Below are 16543 nucleotides of genomic sequence, written 5' to 3'. Positions count from 1 at the left end.
GAGGGTCGCAATGCGGCGGTTGATCGAAAAGGGCCTCATGTTCGGCAACCTGATCCATGTCGCCGCGCCGGCGCTGGTGGAACGCTACAACCGCGCGCTGATGCATTTGACCGGCAAGGCCACGGCGCTCACGGATTTCCATGTGGATATCTCGGGCTACAGCCCAGAGGTGGGCGACGAGCTGGGCGATCACCTCTATCTCAACCCCAACGGGGTCAACCGGCAGTTCATCCTGCTCACCACCGAGCAGAAACGCGCGCCGCTGCTGAACGTCAAGTTCTCGTCCTCACGCAGCATCCTGCGCCAGTTCATCGAGGAGAACGAGGCGCAGCTCTTTGCGCTAACCGCGACCGATGCGGTGGCGGGCGAGCTGGTCAATTCGGTGCTGCATGTCGCCTCGCCCCGACAATTGTTCGACATCCGCCGGATCAGGGTCGAGGCCGACACCACCAAGGGCACGCTGGAGAAGGCCGACAAGCTGGCCGGGCTGGTGGAGCGGTTCAAGACCGAGGATGACGCCTGGTTCGACGATGTGCTGATCGCCGAGATGATCGGCATCGCCAGCGAAACCGGCGACGTGACCCGCAACCCGGTGCGGCTGAAGCACACAGAGTTCGAGCAGCGCAACGTCTGGACGGCGCATTTCGGCGGACTCTACCTGTTTCCCGATCTCGACCACCCGGCGGTGATCGCGGCGGGCGGCCGGCCCGAAGCCGACCTGCCGGTTCCTTACGTGTTCGACCTGGGCCAGCGGCGCCAGATCGCGAAGTTCTTCGAGCTGAACGCGCTTGTGGAGCCGGTGGTGCGCGCGCGCGGGCCTCAGGCGGCGGGAATCCTGCAGCAGAAGATGGATTTCATCGTGCTGGACACCGCCTGCGATGCCGGGCTGGACCTGTCCGATCTGGACCGGCTGGACATGCGCCGGCTGGCGCGGACACATGCCGCCCGGTTGCCGGCCGAATATCACGGGCTGGCCGACCTGCGCCGCTGGGCGCTGGGCGAGGGGGGCTGGCCGCGCATCAGCTCGGACGATCCGGCCTATTTCTACACGCTGCGCGCCGCACCCGGTCCGGACCGCGACGTTGTCAACATGGCCCTGGCGGAGCTGACGCCGCTGGACGCGCGGCAGCTGTTCATCTGCCACAAGGAGCTGTTCTATCGCACCTATGCCGGCTGGCCCGAGGCCAAGCGCGCCTATGTTGCCGATTTCCTGGCGCGCGAGTATCAGGTGGACAAGGCCGGTGCGCGGGCCGAGCTCTATGGTTCCGAGCCGGACATGAGCGGCGAGCCGCCGCGCGAGGACGACCTGATCGATCGCGTCGGCCCCTGGGGCGCGGTGAGGAGGCGCTGACATGCTGGGATTGCTGCGGCTATTGCTGATCCTGTTCGTGGTGCAGACGGTGGCCTATGTGGCGCTGTCGCTCTATTCGCGCCGCGTGCGGCGCGGCAAGCTGGAGGCGCATTGGGACGCAAAGGGGCTGACCGGCGACCGCGAGGCGTTCGTCGACCGTGGGTTGAAGAAATACGACGGCTCGTTCCGTCGCAAACTGATCCTGGGTGTCTATATCGTACCCTGGGTGGCGATCGCCGCCCTGATCTATGTCGTGAATTTCATGTGAGGGTTCCACCATGGCCTATGTCAAATGGACGATCATCCTGACCTTCTGGCTGCTGGTGGGCGGGTTCCTGCACTATACGCTGCCGCAATATGACGTGGTGCGGATCGTCAACACCAATGTCGAGCGGATCGACCTGAACGACTGGACCCGCATCTTCTGGTCCGAGCCCGAGGATCAATCGACCAGCCTCAGCAATCGGGACGTGCAATTCATCTATGCCAAGCGGCCCGACGACGGCAACGTGGTCTACCGGAACGAGGATACCGGCTGGGGCTGGCCGCCCTATTTCAAGTTCGACACGTCGAACCTGTTCACCGACGCCAATGATGCGGTGTCCACCGGAGAAGCGCCGAAATGGGTGTCGGTCATGCATTACGGCTGGCGCAACGAGTTCCTGTCGATCTATCCCAACGCGGTGTCGATCAAGCGGGTCGAGGGACCGGATCACCGGGTAATCAACTGGTTCAACATCATCTTCCTGACGCTCTTCGCCGCGCTGGTCTGGGCGATCTGGGTGCGCTGGCGGCGCTTCCGCGCGCGGCGGATCGACCCGATGATCGAGGATGTCGAGGACGGATTCTATGCCGCCGGCGATGCGATTTCCGAACGCCGCGGGCGGTTCCGCCGCTGGCTGGACAGCTGGAAATCGAAGTGAGCCGGAAAGCGACGACCGGCGCTTGCCCGAAAGCCCGACGTCGGGCGGCAATAAGGTCCGAGGCGCGAATGGCATCCGCCGAGCGGGTCAATCGGCGAACAGGTGCTCGGCGCGGGCGATGCTGAGCGCCTGTTCCGGCGGGATGGTCAGAAAATCGGCGATCCGCTCGGCATTCTGTTCGGGTGTCGCGGATTCGCGAATCCGGGCGTATCGGGCGAAACCGGCATCGCGGATCCGGTCGGATTCATAGGCCAGGTCGTTGCGGATAGTCGGCAGCAGCCGTTCCAGCGTGGGCTTGGGCGTGCGTTCGCCGGCCAGGCCGACCCGATGGGCGTGGCCGATCAGGTAGTCGTCGCTGAATTGGCAATCGATCTCGAGCATCCGCGTCACCGCCCGGTCCGAGAAGAAGTCGTGCATCAGCTCCAGGTTCGACGGATCGAGGCAGATCACCAGCCGGTCGGTCTCGTAATACTCGAACAGCATCCGCATCAGCGACCGGCGGTGGCGGGTGCGCTTTTCCAGTGTCGCCTGGATGCCGCCCAGGTCAGGCAGGTCGGTATCCTCTTCGTTGAACAGATACTCGATCGTCGGCAGGTTCAGCACCTGGCGGATCTGGTCCAGCAGGCGCTTGGCGACGTGCCATTTCTTGCACACCACGATCATCAGCTCGCGTTCGCGGCCCAGGGTGCTTTCCGCCTCCCAGAACCGCATGGCGAACCGCCGGCCGATCCGCCCCCGCCCGGTGAGAAACTTGAACAGGCTCAGCCCTTCGTTCGAGATCTGGAAATCCACGTCGCGCGCGGCATAGAGCCGGCCCAGCCGCGCCTTGAGCTGTTTCGCCTCGGGGCTGATCTTGCGGGCGAACAGGAAATCCTGGCTCAGCAGCAGGTGGTAGTGATCGTTGTAGAAGGTGACCGGCATCCCGTAGTCCGAGAACATCAGGAAGGTCAGGGTGCGCGGTTCGATCTCGGTCTCGGGGACCATGTGGCGCACCAGCGTCTGAAAGAATGTCTCGTCCGGGATCCAGGTGGTGCGGAAGAACCGCATCACGTCGCGCCGCTTGCGGGTGAAATCCAGGATCCATTCCACCGTGCGTCGCCTCAGGCACCACCACTGGCTGCCGATCATCACCTGGATGTCCTCGGGCACCCTGCGGGTCAGGCCCAGCCGCTGCTGCAGGTGATAGGAGGCGTAGAACAGGCGTTTCTGCGTGCGCTCGTTGAACCAATGGCGATAGATCAGCCGGTCTTCCTTCATCCCGGTCTTGATCCAGTCGCTCTCGTGGAAGTCGAAACTTTCGATGTAGTCCTTGTCGTCGGCGTCGAGAAAACCGTGCGCGTATTCCGCCGACTTGATCGCCATGCAGTCGCCCGACAGCATGTAGAAATGCGTGGCGCGGGGGAACGCCCCCACCGCCGCCTCAAGCGCCAGCAACGTCGCCTTGACCAGCGACCACTCGCCCCAGCCGCATTTCACGCGCCGCGGCGCGAAGACCACGTTGGGGTTGTCCGCCAGCGCCGCGCGGATCTTGCGGAAATGCTCGGGCCTGGCGCGGGCGTCGAAATGGATCGCCATATAGTCGCCCACGGCGGTCAGCCGCTCGGCCTGCAGGATGATCGCGTCGGGATCCTTGTGACACAGAAGGATATAAGCGATCTTGGCCATACGAGATGCGATGCGTCCTTGCCGTGTATTGTCCTGTGACTGTTCTACCGTGTTACCGGTCAAGATGGATTGAATAAACACACTATATTTGCTTTTTTGAGAAAAACAGTGCGGTTAGGCGGCGCGGCCAGCGGAGGCAAGGCGGATGGGGTTTCCCGGCACCTGGATGACGGAGAGCGAAAGCGTGGTCTACCGCGTGGTGCCGAAATGCGCCTGCTCGACCATCGGCCAGATCATGTATTACTCCGATCACGGCGAGTTTTTCGACGGCGACATCCATGATGCACAGTCGGGCCTGCACAAATGGGCGCTCGAGGCCAGCCAGGAGCCGATCACCCGCAACGTGCAGGGCCACGAATCCTATGCCTTCACCTGCGTGCGCAACCCCTATACCCGGGTTCTGAGCTCGTTCTTCGACAAGATCTGTGGCATCCAGCGCAACGGCAAACGCTATCGCGGAAACCTTGTGCCGATGCTGATCTACCAATACGGCGTCGAGGTCGGCGGCGAGGACGGCAAGCAGGAATTCGACCAGGTTCAGAGCTTTCGCCGGTTCCTGCTGTTCGTTCGCGACACGATCCGCTGGCGGCGGCCGATGGATCCCGACATCCACTGGTCGGCCATGTCCGGCCATGTCTCGACCTTCATCTGCAACGGCGGGCGCTATGACAACATCTTCTGGACCGAGGCGTTCAACGACGGGATGCAGAAGGTGCTGGATGCGATCGAGACACCGCAAGACGTGAAGCTGGCCGAGATCCCGCGCTTCAACGAAAGCGAGGGGCATGGGCCGAAGCGGGCGCATCCGGTCGAGGACTATTTCGATGACCTGTCGATGCACCTGGTCTACGAGATCTACAAGCGGGATTTCGAGCTGTTCAAATACGATTTCGAGGATCCCTCCAACAAGATGCCGGTGGGTGAGATCGACCTGGACGAGGTGCACGCCAAGCTGGGCAACTAGACCAGTGAACCTCTGCCGGCGTCAATTTACCCGGCTCTGACGGCGCGGCAGCCGATGCAATCCCGAAAGAGGAGACCCTGCATGACATCCCCGACCGCCCCGTGCCTGAAGGATAGTCCGAACTGGCTCTACCTGCTGCGCGAATTCGATGCTCTCTACCGCCACGGCTCGGCCGGCGGCAGCGCGGCGATCCGCGCGCACCGCAAGCGGGTTCGGGACCGGCTGTCGGCAGTCATGACGCAAAACCCCGACCTTGTTGCGCGGGACAACGCGGCGAAGCCGGTGACGGCCCATCTGCCGCGCGCGCTGGATCTGGGAGAGCGGGCGGCGATGCAGGGCATGGCAAGGGCCCTGCGCGAGGTAAAGGAGGATCTGACCTGGGAATACGGCTATGAGCGGATGCCCAAGGCGCTGAGCCGGAAATACGCCTATTGCGAGATCCTCGGCCCCAAGGGGCCGGTGCAATGCGCCGACCTGATCCTGGGATTCGTGTTGTTCGCGCCGGGCACAACCTATCCGCAACACAGCCACCAGGAGATCGAGGAAAGCTATATCTCGGTCTCCGGGGCCTGGTCTGAGAACAACGCGGCGGTGTTTGCGCCGGGCTCGCTGATCCTCAACCGCTCGGGCGACGAGCATCGGATCACCACGGGCGATCTCGACCCTTGCCTGCTGGCCTATGCCTGGACCGGGCCGCCGGAGCGGCTGCAGAACCCGGACATGAAGCTGACCGCCAAGCGCAAGCCCAAGACCGGATGAGGCCCGGCACGTTTCGACAGAGCTGGAAATGTTCCCGCAACATCCCGACCAGGCCGGAGTGGCCGGCGCGACCTCAGACCAGCGCGTCCATCTTGCGCGCCAGCTTGGCATCCAGCGCCGACAGCCCGTCGACATCATGGGTGCTGAGCACCACTTCGACGGTCTTGTAGACATTGCGCCATTCGGGGTGGTGGTTCCACTTCTCCGCCCAGATTGCCGCGCGGGTCATCCAGCCGAAGGCGTCGACGAAATTCTCGAACTCGAAGGTCTTGGTGATCGCGTCGCGCCCCTCGACCATGGCCCAGCCGTTCTGGAACAGCGGCTCCAGCAGCGGTTTTCGGGTCTCTTCGCTCAGGCGTTCGGTCATGGCTGTTCCTCCACTTGGGTCTTCTTGAACGGGCCGTATTCTGTCAGCAACTCGATTTCCTCGCCCACTGCATCGCGCTCGGCCTCGAGATAGCGGGCGATGGCCTCGGCAAAGCCGGGATCGGCCACCCAATGCAGTGAATGGGTCTCGGCCGGCAAGTAGCCGCGCGCCAGCTTGTGCTCGCCCTGCGCGCCCGCCTCGACGCGGTCCAGGCCCTGCGCGATGGCGATGTCGATGGCGCGATAATAGCACAGTTCGAAATGCAGGCAGGGATGATGCTCGGTGCAGCCCCAGTAGCGCCCATAGATCGTGTCGCGCCCGACGAAGTTCAGCGCCCCGGCGACCGGGCGCCCGTCGCGCTCGGCCAGAACCAGCGTCATGTCGTCGGCCATCGTCTCGTGCGCGATGTCGAAAAACGCGCGGGTCAGATATGGCGAGCCCCATTTGCGGGCACCGGTATCCTGATAGAAGATCCAGAACGCGTCCCAGTGTTCGGGCCGCAGCTCGGCGCCGGTCAGGGTGCGGATCGTCCCGCCAAAACCGTTGGCCTGCCGGCGCTCCTTGCGGATGGTCTTGCGCTTGCGCGAGGACAGGTCGGCCAGAAACCCGTCGAAATCGGCATATCCACGGTTCAGCCAGTGGAACTGCTGCGTGCGGCGGGCCATCAGGCCCACGGCCGCACCCGCCTCGGCCTCGGCGCCGGTGCAGAATGTGACATGCACCGAAGAGATGCGGTTTCGCTCGGCCAGTTGCACCGCGCCCTGGGCCAGCGCTTCAAGCCCGATCCGCTCATAGCCCGGGCGCGTCAGGAACCGCCGCCCCGTGGCCGGCGTGAAGGGCACGGCGATCTGCAACTTGGGGTAATAGCGCCCGCCGGCCCGCTCATAGGCATGCGCCCAGTTGTGGTCGAAGATGTATTCGCCCTGGCTGTGCGACTTGGCATAGGCCGGGGCGGCGGCGATCAGCATCCCGTCGAGATGGGCCGTCAGGTGTTGCGGATGCCAGCCCGTGCCGGTGCCGACCGAGCCGCTGTCCTCGAGTGCCGCGAGGAATCGGTGGGTGGTGAACGGGTCCAGGGGCCGGCCCCCGTCCGCCGCCTCGGGACAGGCGCAGGCATCCCACTCTGCCGCAGGGATCTGCGACAGCGATGACAGAACCCTGATCTCGATCTGTGCCTGGTCCATCTGGTCTCCGTGCCTGCCTCTAATCTGTAGCCGACAGGCCGGGGTTCAACCCGCGAGCGGGGGCAGGTAGTTCTCGAAAGTGATGTTGTCCGCGACGCGACGGGCCTGCGCCTCCTGCGCGGGCGAGCGGATGGTCCAGCACAGGACCGGCACGCCGCGCGACTTGAGCTCGGCCACGCGCGGACGCGCGAGATCGCTTGCCTCGTGGCTGATGAACCCTGCCCGAACCCTGTCGAAATCCGGGATCGCGCGCAGGTGCGCGCAGGTTTCGACCGGCAACGGCCAGTCCGACGGATCGTAGCCCGAGGTCACCAGCCCGCGCGGCAGATGCGGCGCCAGGTCGGCCAACCGAGCCACCACATGCGGGTTGAACGACATCAGCGCGACCGGCCCGTCATAGCCGTTCAGCGCCGCAACCGCCGCCCGCTCCAGCGCATCGCCGCCGCCCGGCCCCATCGCGCCGTCCTGGTCCTTCAGCTCGATCAGCAGCGGCACTTGCCCGGCCACCAGCGCAAGCACCTCGGGCAGGGTGGGGATCGTCTCGCCGTCGCCCCCCGAAAGCGGCACCTCGGCGGCCCGATCCACGGTCAGCCCGTGCACCGGGCCGGCGAGTCCGGTCAGGCGCATCATGTCGTAGTCGTGAAAGACCAGCGCCTGGCCGTCGGCGCTTGGCTGCAGGTCGATCTCGATCCCATAGCCCTGCGCAACCGCCGCAGCAATCGCGCCGCGCCCGTTCTCGGGCCGGCGATCCGCCAGGTCATGCAGGGCGCGATGGGCGATCGGCAGGCGCAGGAAAACCTCTGGCAGCGGCGGTGTCATCAGCGGATCTCGAAGATGCCTTCGATCTCGACCGCCACGCCCAGCGGCAGGGATGCGGCGCTTACCGCCGAGCGGGCATGACGCCCGGCATCGCCCAGCGCCTCGACCAGGAAATCCGAGGCGCCGTTGATGACCTTGGGCTGGTCCGTGAATTCGGCGGTCGAATTCACGAAGCCGGTCAGCTTGACCACCCGGGCCAGACGGTCCAGATCGCCATCGCAGGCCGCCCTGACCTGGGCCAGCAGGCTGATCGCGCAGCGCCGCGCGGCTGCCGCGCCCGCCGCGACATCCATCGTGTCGCCCAGCTTGCCGGTGATCAGCCCGGACTCGTCGCTGGAGATCTGGCCCGAAACATGCACCAGCGGGCCCACGACCACGAAGGGCACGTAGTTGGCGGCCGGCGCCGGTGCGTCCGGCAGGGTCACGCCCAGGCTCTCCAATCTGGCTTCGATGCTCATTCTTGGTCTCCTCTCATGTGCCGCTTTGGCCGGACGCTAGCCGGGTTCGCCCGGGCCGGAAAGGGCAATTTCGCCCGCCGCCCGCCCGACCCGGATGGCGGTGGCGTGCCGATGGCAGGGCTTCGGCCGCCGCTTTGGCCGGTGCTGCGGCGACGCGGTTCCAAATCCGGATCGAATCCACTATGTCTCGGGCACCTGACGAAAATCGCCGGGTGCTGCCGGGATCGGGGGTTCCCGCATTCGGCGGGCCGAACCGTTCGAACGGAAGCATTTGGAATGAACATTTTGCGCCGCGCGCACCTGCTGATCGCCCCGCTGACCCTGGCCCTTGTCCTGTCGGGATGCGCCACGAAACCGCCCGAACAGCGCGGCAGCAACGAGATCTTCGACCCCTACGAAAACGTCAATCGAGGCGTTCATGGCTTCAACCGCGGCGTGGACCGGGTGTTCTTCCGGCCCGCCTCGAAGGGCTACGTCGCGGTCGTTCCGGCGCCGATGGTCACCAGCTTCAACAACTTCGCCGAGAACCTGTCCAACCCCAGCATGATGGTCGACTACCTGCTGCAGGGCAAACCGCGGGAGGCCGGGATCGCCCTGGGACGGTTCCTGCTGAACTCGACCTTCGGTGTTGCGGGGCTGTTCGATCCGGCGACCGAGATGAACATCCCGCAGATCGACACCGATTTCGGCGAGACGCTCCATGTCTGGGGCTTCGGCGAGGGCCCCTATGTCGAGCTGCCGCTCTATGGCCCCAGTACCCGGCGCGATGCGGTGGGGGTGGTGGTGAACCTGTTCACCAGCCCGCTGACCTTCTCGCCCACCCGGGCGGTGGACAATGCCGGGGTCTGGGCCGAGGTTGTTCGCCGGATGGGCAACCGCGGACGATACTCCGACACCATCGACTCGATTCTCTATGAAAGTGCCGACAGCTATGCGCAGTCCCGGCTGATCTACATGCAGTCGCGCCGCTTCGAACTGGCATCGGATGACGAGGCGGCCTATCTTGACCTGTATTCCGATCCCTATGCCGACACCGGAACCCCGGTCGATCCGGCAACTGCCGCCGATCCCTATGCCGACCCTTACTCAGATCCCTACGAGGACCCCTATGCCCAGTAACCCGTTTTCCCGCCGCCTTTTCCTGACCTCGTCGCTGGCCGGGGCCGGTCTGGCCGCGATGCCTTTGCCGGCGCTGGCGCTGACCGAGGCCGGGGCGCGTCAGCTGGTCGACAGTGTCGTGGCCGAGATCAACCGCGTCATCGCCTCGGGCCAGTCCGAGGCTGCGATGCTGCGCGATTTCGAACGGCTCTTCGTGCGTTATGCCGACGTGCCGATCATGGCGCGCTATGCGCTGGGCGTGGATGCCCGCAGCGCAAGCCGGTCGCAGCTCAATGCCTTCACCGAGGCGTTCCAGGGCTATATCGCGCGCAAGTACGGCCGCCGTTTCCGCGAATTCATCGGCGGGCAGGTCACCGTGACCTCGACGCGCCCGATCCGCGCGGGCTACGAGGTGCGCAGCACCGTCAAGCTGCGCGGCGAGGCGCCGTTCGAGGTGACATTCCTGGTCTCGGACAAGTCCGGGCGCGACAAGTTCTTCAACATGTTCATCGAGGGCGTGAACCTGCTGCTGACCGAGCGCACCGAGATCGGTGCGATGCTCGACCGGCGCGGCGGCAATCTCGACCAGCTGACCCGCGACCTGGCCGGCGCGGGCTGAGACGGCCGGCCGGCCTCAATTGCCGAAGATTCCGCGCAGCAGGTTGTCCACCGCCTGACCCAGTCCGCCGCCGCCAGGTTGCTGGCGCTGCGGCTGCGGGCGCTGCTCGGTCTGCCGGACCGGCTGCTGCGGCACGATCAGCGGCAGCGGCTCGGGCTCCAGCCCCTCATGCACGCGCAGCATGGTCTCCTTCCAGATCTCGGCGGGCAGGCCGCTGCCTGTGACCCCCGACAGCGGCGTGTTGTCGTCATAGCCCATCCAGACCCCGGCCACATATTGCGAGGTGAAGCCCACGAACCAGGCGTCGCGCGCCTCCTGGCTGGTGCCGGTCTTGCCCGCCGCCTGCCAGCCGGGCAATTGCGCCCGTGTGCCCGTGCCTTCCGAGATCACCTTCTCCATCATCCAGATCAGCTGGCCCGCCGCCTCCTTCTGGATCACCCGCTCGCGGATGCCGCCTTCGGCCCCCATCACCGGATCGGGATCACCCTGCAGGGTCAGTTCCACGATGCCATAGGGCGTTACCGCCGAGCCGCCGTTCAGGATGCCCGCATAGGCGCCGGTCATCCCGATCAGGGTGCTTTCGGACGCACCGAGCGCCAGCGCCGGTCCCGCCGCCAGATCGCTGGCCAGACCGAACTCGCTGGCCACCAGCCGCACCTTGTCGCGGCCCACCGCCTCGGACACCTTGACCGCCGGGATGTTCAGCGAGCGCTTCAGCGCGTCGGTCAGCGTGACCCGGCCATAGTTCTTGCGCGTGTAGTTCTTGGGGCAGTAGCGGCCCGAGCCAGGCACGTCGATGCAATAGGGCTCGTCCACTACCGTGGCCAGCGGCGAGTGGCCCAGGTCCAGCGCGGTGGCATAGACGAATGGCTTGAACGCCGAACCGGTCTGCCGCTGCGCCTGGGTGGCGCGGTTGAACACGCCCGACACGCGGGTCTTGCGCCCGCCGACCATGCCGCGCACCGCACCGTCGGCCGACATCACCACGATCGCGGCCTGCGCCTCGGAGTCCTCGTGCACCTTCTCCTGAAAGATGAACTTCATCGCCTCCTCGACCGCGCTCTGGATGTTCTGGTCCAGCGTCGTGCGGATCACCACGTCCTCGGTGGTGTTGTCGCCGAAATAGTCGGGGATCTCGCTCATCACCCAGTCGGCAAAATACCCGCCGGCCCGGGCCGCCGCAGCCTCGGACAGGACGGCCGGCGAATTGCGTGCCTGGTTTACCTGCTCCGCGGTCAGGTAGCCCTGCTCGCCCATCAGGCCGACGATGACGGTTGCGCGGTCCTGGCTGCGCTGCAGGTTGTTCGTGGGAGCATAACGCGTCGGCGCCACCAGCAGCCCGGCCAGCATCGCCGACTCGGCCGGATCGACCTCGGCCGCGGACTTGCCGAAATAGCGCTGGCTGGCCGCCTCGAACCCCCGGGCACCCGCGCCCAGGAAAGCCCGGTTGAGATAGATTGTCAGGATCTCGTCCTTGCTGTAGCGCGCCTCCATCGCCAGGGCATAGACCGCCTCCTTGACCTTGCGCCACAACGATCCCCGGCGGCAATCGGCTTCGTATTCCGCCTCGGATTCCCATTTGGTCTGGTCGTAGGGTACGCCCAGGCAGATCAGCTTGGCAGTCTGCTGGGTGATGGTCGAACCGCCATGACCCGAGAGCGGACCGCGCCCCTCGCTCAGGTTGATGCGGATGGCGCTGGCCACGCCTCGCGGGCTGACGCCCAGGTGGTAATAGAATCGCTTGTCTTCGGTGGCGATGACCGCGTTCTTGAGATGCGGTGATACGGTGTCGGCGGTGATCACGCCGCCGAACTGGTCGCCGCGCCAGGCGAAGACGTCGCCGTTCCGGTCCAGCATTGTCACCGACCCGCGCGCCCGCCCGTCCAGCAGCGCCCGCGCATCCGGCAGAGTGGTATAGATATATCCCACGGCAATCGCCGTCAGCAGCAGCACCACCATGCCGACGCGCCAGAAGAACCCCCAGATCAGGCCGAAGACCCAGCGGAACAGGCGCCGCAGCGCGCCGATGGGGCCGCCGCGCCTCGGGCCGCGCGGCCCCCGACGGGCGGGTTTGCGCGGCGCGCGGCGCTTTGTGGTTGATCTGCTCTTTGCCGGCGCCTTCTTGCGGCTGGCGGTGCCGTATCTCTTGTCGGCGACCAACTGCGGTCTGCGCCGCTTCGACTCGCTCATGCTGAACCCTGCCCGGTTTCTTTGTCTGCGCGCACCATAGCCCGGCACGGCCCGAGTGTTGAGGTGCATTCGCAGAAGAATTTGCCTTTCGCAACCGCCTATTTTTTGTGCGTTGGAGGCAAGATGTGCAAAAAATATGCAACCGGACCGGAATCCGGACCGGAATCCGACCCTCATCCCTCCCCGTCGCCCCTCTGGCGCGCTTTTTTCTGCATGTGCGAAATGCAGGGCCAAGCCTGCGGAGTGAAGGGGAAAGACGTGAGACTCATCATTGCGACAATCAAGCCGTTCAAGCTCGAGGAGGTCCGCGAGGCGCTGACCGGGATCGGCGTGCGCGGCATGATGGTGACCGAGATCAAGGGGTTCGGATCGCAATCCGGCCACACCGAGATCTACCGCGGGGCCGAATACGCCGTGAATTTCGTGCCCAAGGTCAAGCTGGAACTCGTCGTGCCGGCCGGGATGGCCGACCAGGTGGTCGAGACCATCGCCGGCACCGCCAAGACCGGCAAGATCGGCGACGGCAAGATTTTCGTGCTGGACGTGGCGCAGGCGATGCGCGTGCGCACCGGCGAAACCAACGAGGACGCGATCTGAGCGCGCCAAACCGAATTTTCAAGGGAATGGGACCTATGAACCTGATCAAGACACTCGCCCCCGCCGCCGCGCTGATTGCGCTGCCGCAACTGGGCCTGGCGCAGGAGGCCGCACCTGAGGGGGCCGCCGCCGCGCAGACGCAATTCATCCTCAACTCGCTGCTGTTCCTGGTGGGTGGCTTCCTGGTGTTCTGGATGGCCGCCGGCTTTGCCATGCTCGAGGCCGGGCTGGTGCGGTCCAAGAACGTGACCATGCAGCTGACCAAGAACATGGGCCTGTTCTCGCTGGCCGCGATCATGTACTGGCTGATCGGCTACAACATCATGTATCCCGGTGACGGCAACTGGATCATCGAAGGCGTCTTTGGCACCATCGGCCCCAAGGACATCAAGTCTGACATCGACGCGGGCGGATACTCCAACGCATCCGACTTCTTCTTTCAGCTGATGTTCTGCGCCACCACCGCCTCGATCGTGTCTGGCACCATGGCCGAGCGGGTCAAGCTATGGCCCTTCCTGGCCTTCGTCGTGGTGCTGACCGGCGTGATCTACCCGACCGAGGCATCCTGGCAGTGGGGCGGTGGCTGGCTGAGCCAGATCGGCTTTGCCGACTTCGCCGGCTCGACGCTGGTGCATGCGACGGGCGGCTTCGCCGCGCTGGCCGGCGCCCTGGTTCTGGGTCCCCGGATCGGAAAATACGCCAAGGATGGCCGCGTCGTGCCGATCCCCGGCTCCAACCTGGCGCTGGCGACGCTCGGCACGTTCATCCTGTGGCTCGGCTGGTTCGGCTTCAACGGGGGCTCGCAGCTGGCGATGGGCACGCTGGAGGATGCCGATGCCGTGGCGCAGATCTTCGCCAACACCAACATGGCCGCGGCTGCCGGCGCCGTTGCCGCGATGGTCCTGACCCAGGTGATGTACGGCAAGACCGACCTGACCATGGTCCTGAACGGTGCGCTGGCGGGTCTGGTCTCGATCACCGCCGAGCCGCTGGCGCCCAGCCTGTTCCAGGCACTGATCATCGGCGGTATCGGTGGCGTCATCGCGGTCTTCACCGTGCCGATGCTGGACCGGATGCGGATCGACGACGTGGTCGGCGCCATCCCGGTCCACCTGATCGCCGGGTTCTGGGGCACCTTCATCGTGGCCTGGACCAATGACGAGGCCAGCTTCGTCACCCAGATCATCGGCTTCGCCGCCATCGGCGCCTTCGTCTTCGTGGTCAGCTACGTGGTCTTCATGATCCTCAAGGCGACCGTCGGCCTGCGTGTCGGGGAAGAGGAAGAGATCAACGGCCTCGACATGGCGGAACTGGGCATGGAGGCCTATCCGGAATTCGCCAAGGGCTGAGGCCCATACCGGTTGAGACGGAAAACCCGGGCCCAGGCCCGGGTTTTTCGCGTCCGCGGTTCTTCATTCTTCCGGTTCGGGATCAGACGCCCACGTCGACGATGGCCTGCGCCAGGATCGGCACGGTACGCGCGTTCAGCCCGGCGATGTTCATGCGGCTGTCGCCGACCATGTAGATGCCGTGCTCGGTGCGCATCTTCTCGACCAGCTCCGGCGTGGTGCCCAGGCGCGAGAACATGCCGCGGTGCTGCGCGATGAAGCCGAACCGGTCGGACCCGGTCAGCCGCTGGAGCTCGTCGGCCAGCTGCTGGCGCAGGCCCAGCATCGACTTGCGCACCTCCTCCAACTCGGCCGCCCAGTCCGCGCGTAGCGCGTCGTCGGTCAGGATCGTGGTGACCACCCGCGCCCCGTGATCGGGCGGGAACGAGTAGTTCTGGCGATTGAGAAATGCCAGCGTCTTCTGGTTCAGATCCGTCTGCGCCGCATCGGCGCTGACCGCCATCAGCAGACCGGTACGTTCGCGGTAGACCCCGAAATTCTTGGAACAGCTGGCCGCGATCAGGCATTCCTTGACCGAGCCGGCCACCAGCCGGGTCGCGGCGGCATCCGCGTCCAGCCCGTCGCCGAACCCCTGATAGGCGATGTCGATCATCGCGATCAGCCCGCGTTCGTTGATCAGATCAACCACCGCCTGCCACTCGACCATGTTCAGATTGGCGCCGGTCGGATTGTGGCAACAGCCATGCAGCAGCACCACGTCGCCGGCGCGGGCCTGTTTCAGATCTTCGATCATGCCGCCGAAATCGACGCCGCGCGTCTCATCGTCGAAATAGCGATAGGCGACGGTCTCGATTCCCAGGTAGTTCAGGATCGACGTGTGGTTGGGCCAGGTCGGGTCCGAGACAAAGACGCGCGCGTCCGGGTTGGCCATGCGGATCAGCTCGAAGGCCTGCCGGCAGGCGCCGGTGCCGCCGGGAGTGGCCACCGCGGCGATCCGGTCGCGCGGAACCGCCTCGCCCAGGATCAGTCCGATCATCGCGTCGGCATAGGCCGGGTCTCCGGCCAGCCCGGTATAGGCCTTGGTCTGCTGGTCTTCCCAGATGCGCTTCTCGGCGGCCTTGACGGCGCGCATCACGGGAGTGACGCCCTCGGCGTTCTTGTAGACGCCCACGCCCAGGTCGATCTTCTGCTCGCGCGGGTCGTCGCGATACATCTGCATGAGGGCCAGGATCTTGTCGGCGGGCTGGGACTTGAGGCTTTCGAACATCAGCTGTCTCCGGTTGCGACGGGCAGGGTGGGGAAGGCGCCCCATTCGGCCCAGGACCCGTCATAAAGCGCGTGGTCGGTCTTGCCCAGCCGGTGCAGGGCCAGGGACAGGATCGCGGCGGTGATGCCGGATCCGCAGGTGGTGATCGCGGGCCTGGACAGGTCGACGCCGGCGGCCTCGAACAGCGCGCGGCACTCTTCGGTCGATTTCATCGTTCCGTCCTCGTTCAGCAGCGCGCCATAGGGCAGGTTCCTGGAGCCCGGGATATGCCCGCTGCGCAACCCCTCGCGCGGCTCGGGATCGCGGCCCGAGAACCGGCCGGCGGCGCGGGCATCGATGATCTCGTGATCGCCCAGCTTGGCGGCCGACGCCACCTGCGTGACGTCGCGCAGCAGGTGGTTCTGCAGCCGCACGGTCATGTGGCGGTCGCGGATGATCGGTTCCATGTCCTCGACGGGGTGGCCTTCGGCCTGCCACTTGGGAAATCCGCCGTCCAGCACGGCCACGTTGTCCTGGCCCATCAGCTTGAACAGCCACCAGACGCGCGCCGCGGACATCAGCCCGGCGCCGTCATAGACCACCACCTGGTGCCCGTCTCCGACGCCCATCGCCCGCATGCGCGACATGAACTTCTCGACCGGCGGCACCATATGCGGCAGGTCCGAGCGATGATCCGAGATCTCGTCGATGTCGAAGAAGCGCGCGCCGGGAATGTGGGCCGCCTCGTATTCGGCCCGGGCGTCCCGGTCCTGCTGCGGCAGATACCACGACCCGTCCAGGATCCGCAGGTCGGGATCCTTCAGATGGGTAGCAAGCCAGCCGGTGGACACCAGGGTTTTGGGATCGTCCTGCATCGGAACCTCCGCATTGCACGCTGGAAATTCCCTATACGTCCCCGGATACGGGATCAAGGCGGCACGGGGTCCGGCGCGG

General features: G+C 65.6%; 17 protein-coding genes. 9 read left to right on the top strand and 8 right to left on the bottom strand.

The features are described from left to right. The first annotated feature begins 10 nt into the window (after positions 1 to 10). The 3 genes from BMX57_RS13255 to BMX57_RS13245 are packed head-to-tail and all read left to right on the top strand — an operon-like array spanning position 11 to position 2274. Positions 11 to 1351: a DUF6638 family protein gene (locus tag BMX57_RS13255; protein ID WP_092367819.1), complete on the top strand. Its 1341-nt coding sequence runs from the start codon at positions 11 to 13 to the stop codon at positions 1349 to 1351. A gap of 1 nt (position 1352) precedes the next feature. After that, positions 1353 to 1619 carry a hypothetical protein gene (locus BMX57_RS13250; protein WP_092367816.1) on the top strand — a complete coding sequence of 89 codons (267 nt, stop codon included), beginning with the start codon at positions 1353 to 1355 and terminating at the stop codon, positions 1617 to 1619. A gap of 10 nt (positions 1620 to 1629) precedes the next feature. Next, positions 1630 to 2274: a DUF1523 family protein gene (locus BMX57_RS13245; RefSeq protein WP_092367813.1), complete on the top strand. Its 645-nt coding sequence runs from the start codon at positions 1630 to 1632 to the stop codon at positions 2272 to 2274. A gap of 87 nt (positions 2275 to 2361) precedes the next feature. Here BMX57_RS13245 and BMX57_RS13240 read toward each other — a convergent pair whose 3' ends face one another. Continuing rightward, positions 2362 to 3939, bottom strand: a complete 1578-nt coding sequence (locus BMX57_RS13240) for a DUF5928 domain-containing protein (protein WP_092367810.1) — start codon at positions 3937 to 3939, stop codon at positions 2362 to 2364. A 145-nt stretch (positions 3940 to 4084) separates the two neighbouring features. On the opposite strand from BMX57_RS13240, the gene BMX57_RS13235 reads away from it, so the two are divergent. Beyond that, complete coding sequence (locus BMX57_RS13235; RefSeq protein WP_092367807.1) at positions 4085 to 4903, top strand: sulfotransferase family protein; 819 nt, start codon at positions 4085 to 4087, stop codon at positions 4901 to 4903. Between the two features lie 81 nt (positions 4904 to 4984). After that, positions 4985 to 5662 (top strand): dimethylsulfonioproprionate lyase family protein, encoded by a 678-nt coding sequence (locus tag BMX57_RS13230; RefSeq protein WP_092367804.1) that lies wholly within the window; start codon positions 4985 to 4987, stop codon positions 5660 to 5662. 73 nt (positions 5663 to 5735) lie between these two features. Here the strand turns inward: BMX57_RS13230 and BMX57_RS13225 are convergent, their stop codons facing one another. Genes BMX57_RS13225 through BMX57_RS13210 form a run of 4 tightly spaced genes read right to left on the bottom strand, consistent with a single transcriptional unit; the run spans position 5736 to position 8490 of the window. Next, positions 5736 to 6029 carry a 4a-hydroxytetrahydrobiopterin dehydratase gene (locus BMX57_RS13225; protein ID WP_092367801.1) on the bottom strand — a complete coding sequence of 98 codons (294 nt, stop codon included), beginning with the start codon at positions 6027 to 6029 and terminating at the stop codon, positions 5736 to 5738. Next, a complete protein-coding gene (locus BMX57_RS13220; protein ID WP_092367798.1) occupies positions 6026 to 7213 on the bottom strand; it encodes a GNAT family N-acetyltransferase in 1188 nt (395 codons plus the stop codon). Before BMX57_RS13220 ends, BMX57_RS13225 begins: the two co-directional genes overlap by 4 nt. Before the next feature lie 45 nt (positions 7214 to 7258). Further along, complete coding sequence (locus tag BMX57_RS13215) at positions 7259 to 8032, bottom strand: glycerophosphodiester phosphodiesterase family protein (protein WP_092367795.1); 774 nt, start codon at positions 8030 to 8032, stop codon at positions 7259 to 7261. Continuing rightward, entirely contained in the window at positions 8032 to 8490 is a 459-nt protein-coding gene (locus tag BMX57_RS13210) for a RidA family protein (RefSeq protein ID WP_092367792.1), read from the bottom strand. The genes BMX57_RS13215 and BMX57_RS13210 overlap by 1 nt, the downstream gene beginning before the upstream one ends. A 276-nt stretch (positions 8491 to 8766) precedes the next feature. On the opposite strand from BMX57_RS13210, the gene BMX57_RS13205 reads away from it, so the two are divergent. Both BMX57_RS13205 and BMX57_RS13200 read left to right on the top strand, forming a co-directional pair. Then, positions 8767 to 9609 (top strand): MlaA family lipoprotein, encoded by an 843-nt coding sequence (locus tag BMX57_RS13205; protein ID WP_092367789.1) that lies wholly within the window; start codon positions 8767 to 8769, stop codon positions 9607 to 9609. Next, on the top strand, positions 9599 to 10207 hold the full coding sequence (locus BMX57_RS13200) for an MlaC/ttg2D family ABC transporter substrate-binding protein (protein ID WP_092367786.1): 609 nt from the start codon (positions 9599 to 9601) through the stop codon (positions 10205 to 10207). Before BMX57_RS13205 ends, BMX57_RS13200 begins: the two co-directional genes overlap by 11 nt. Positions 10208 to 10222: 15 nt before the next feature. On the opposite strand, the gene BMX57_RS13195 is transcribed toward BMX57_RS13200, so the two are convergent. Continuing rightward, positions 10223 to 12397 carry a transglycosylase domain-containing protein gene (locus BMX57_RS13195; protein ID WP_092367783.1) on the bottom strand — a complete coding sequence of 725 codons (2175 nt, stop codon included), beginning with the start codon at positions 12395 to 12397 and terminating at the stop codon, positions 10223 to 10225. Positions 12398 to 12655: 258 nt separating this feature from the next. Between BMX57_RS13195 and BMX57_RS13190 the strand changes: the two genes are divergently transcribed. Both BMX57_RS13190 and amt read left to right on the top strand, forming a co-directional pair. Then, positions 12656 to 12994 (top strand): P-II family nitrogen regulator, encoded by a 339-nt coding sequence (locus BMX57_RS13190; RefSeq protein WP_092367780.1) that lies wholly within the window; start codon positions 12656 to 12658, stop codon positions 12992 to 12994. 35 nt (positions 12995 to 13029) lie between these two features. Further along, complete coding sequence (gene amt, locus BMX57_RS13185; RefSeq protein WP_092367778.1) at positions 13030 to 14343, top strand: ammonium transporter; 1314 nt, start codon at positions 13030 to 13032, stop codon at positions 14341 to 14343. A gap of 82 nt (positions 14344 to 14425) precedes the next feature. Here amt and BMX57_RS13180 read toward each other — a convergent pair whose 3' ends face one another. Continuing rightward, positions 14426 to 15610: an amino acid aminotransferase gene (locus BMX57_RS13180; RefSeq protein WP_092367775.1), complete on the bottom strand. Its 1185-nt coding sequence runs from the start codon at positions 15608 to 15610 to the stop codon at positions 14426 to 14428. Continuing rightward, positions 15610 to 16464, bottom strand: coding sequence for a 3-mercaptopyruvate sulfurtransferase (sseA, locus tag BMX57_RS13175; RefSeq protein ID WP_092367772.1), 855 nt, complete (start codon positions 16462 to 16464; stop codon positions 15610 to 15612). Before sseA ends, BMX57_RS13180 begins: the two co-directional genes overlap by 1 nt. Positions 16465 to 16543 lie beyond the last annotated feature (79 nt).

The sequence above is a fragment of the Cribrihabitans marinus genome, from assembly GCF_900109035.1.
GTDB lineage: Bacteria > Pseudomonadota > Alphaproteobacteria > Rhodobacterales > Rhodobacteraceae > Cribrihabitans > Cribrihabitans marinus.
This window is presented reverse-complemented; position numbering and strand designations above follow the sequence as displayed.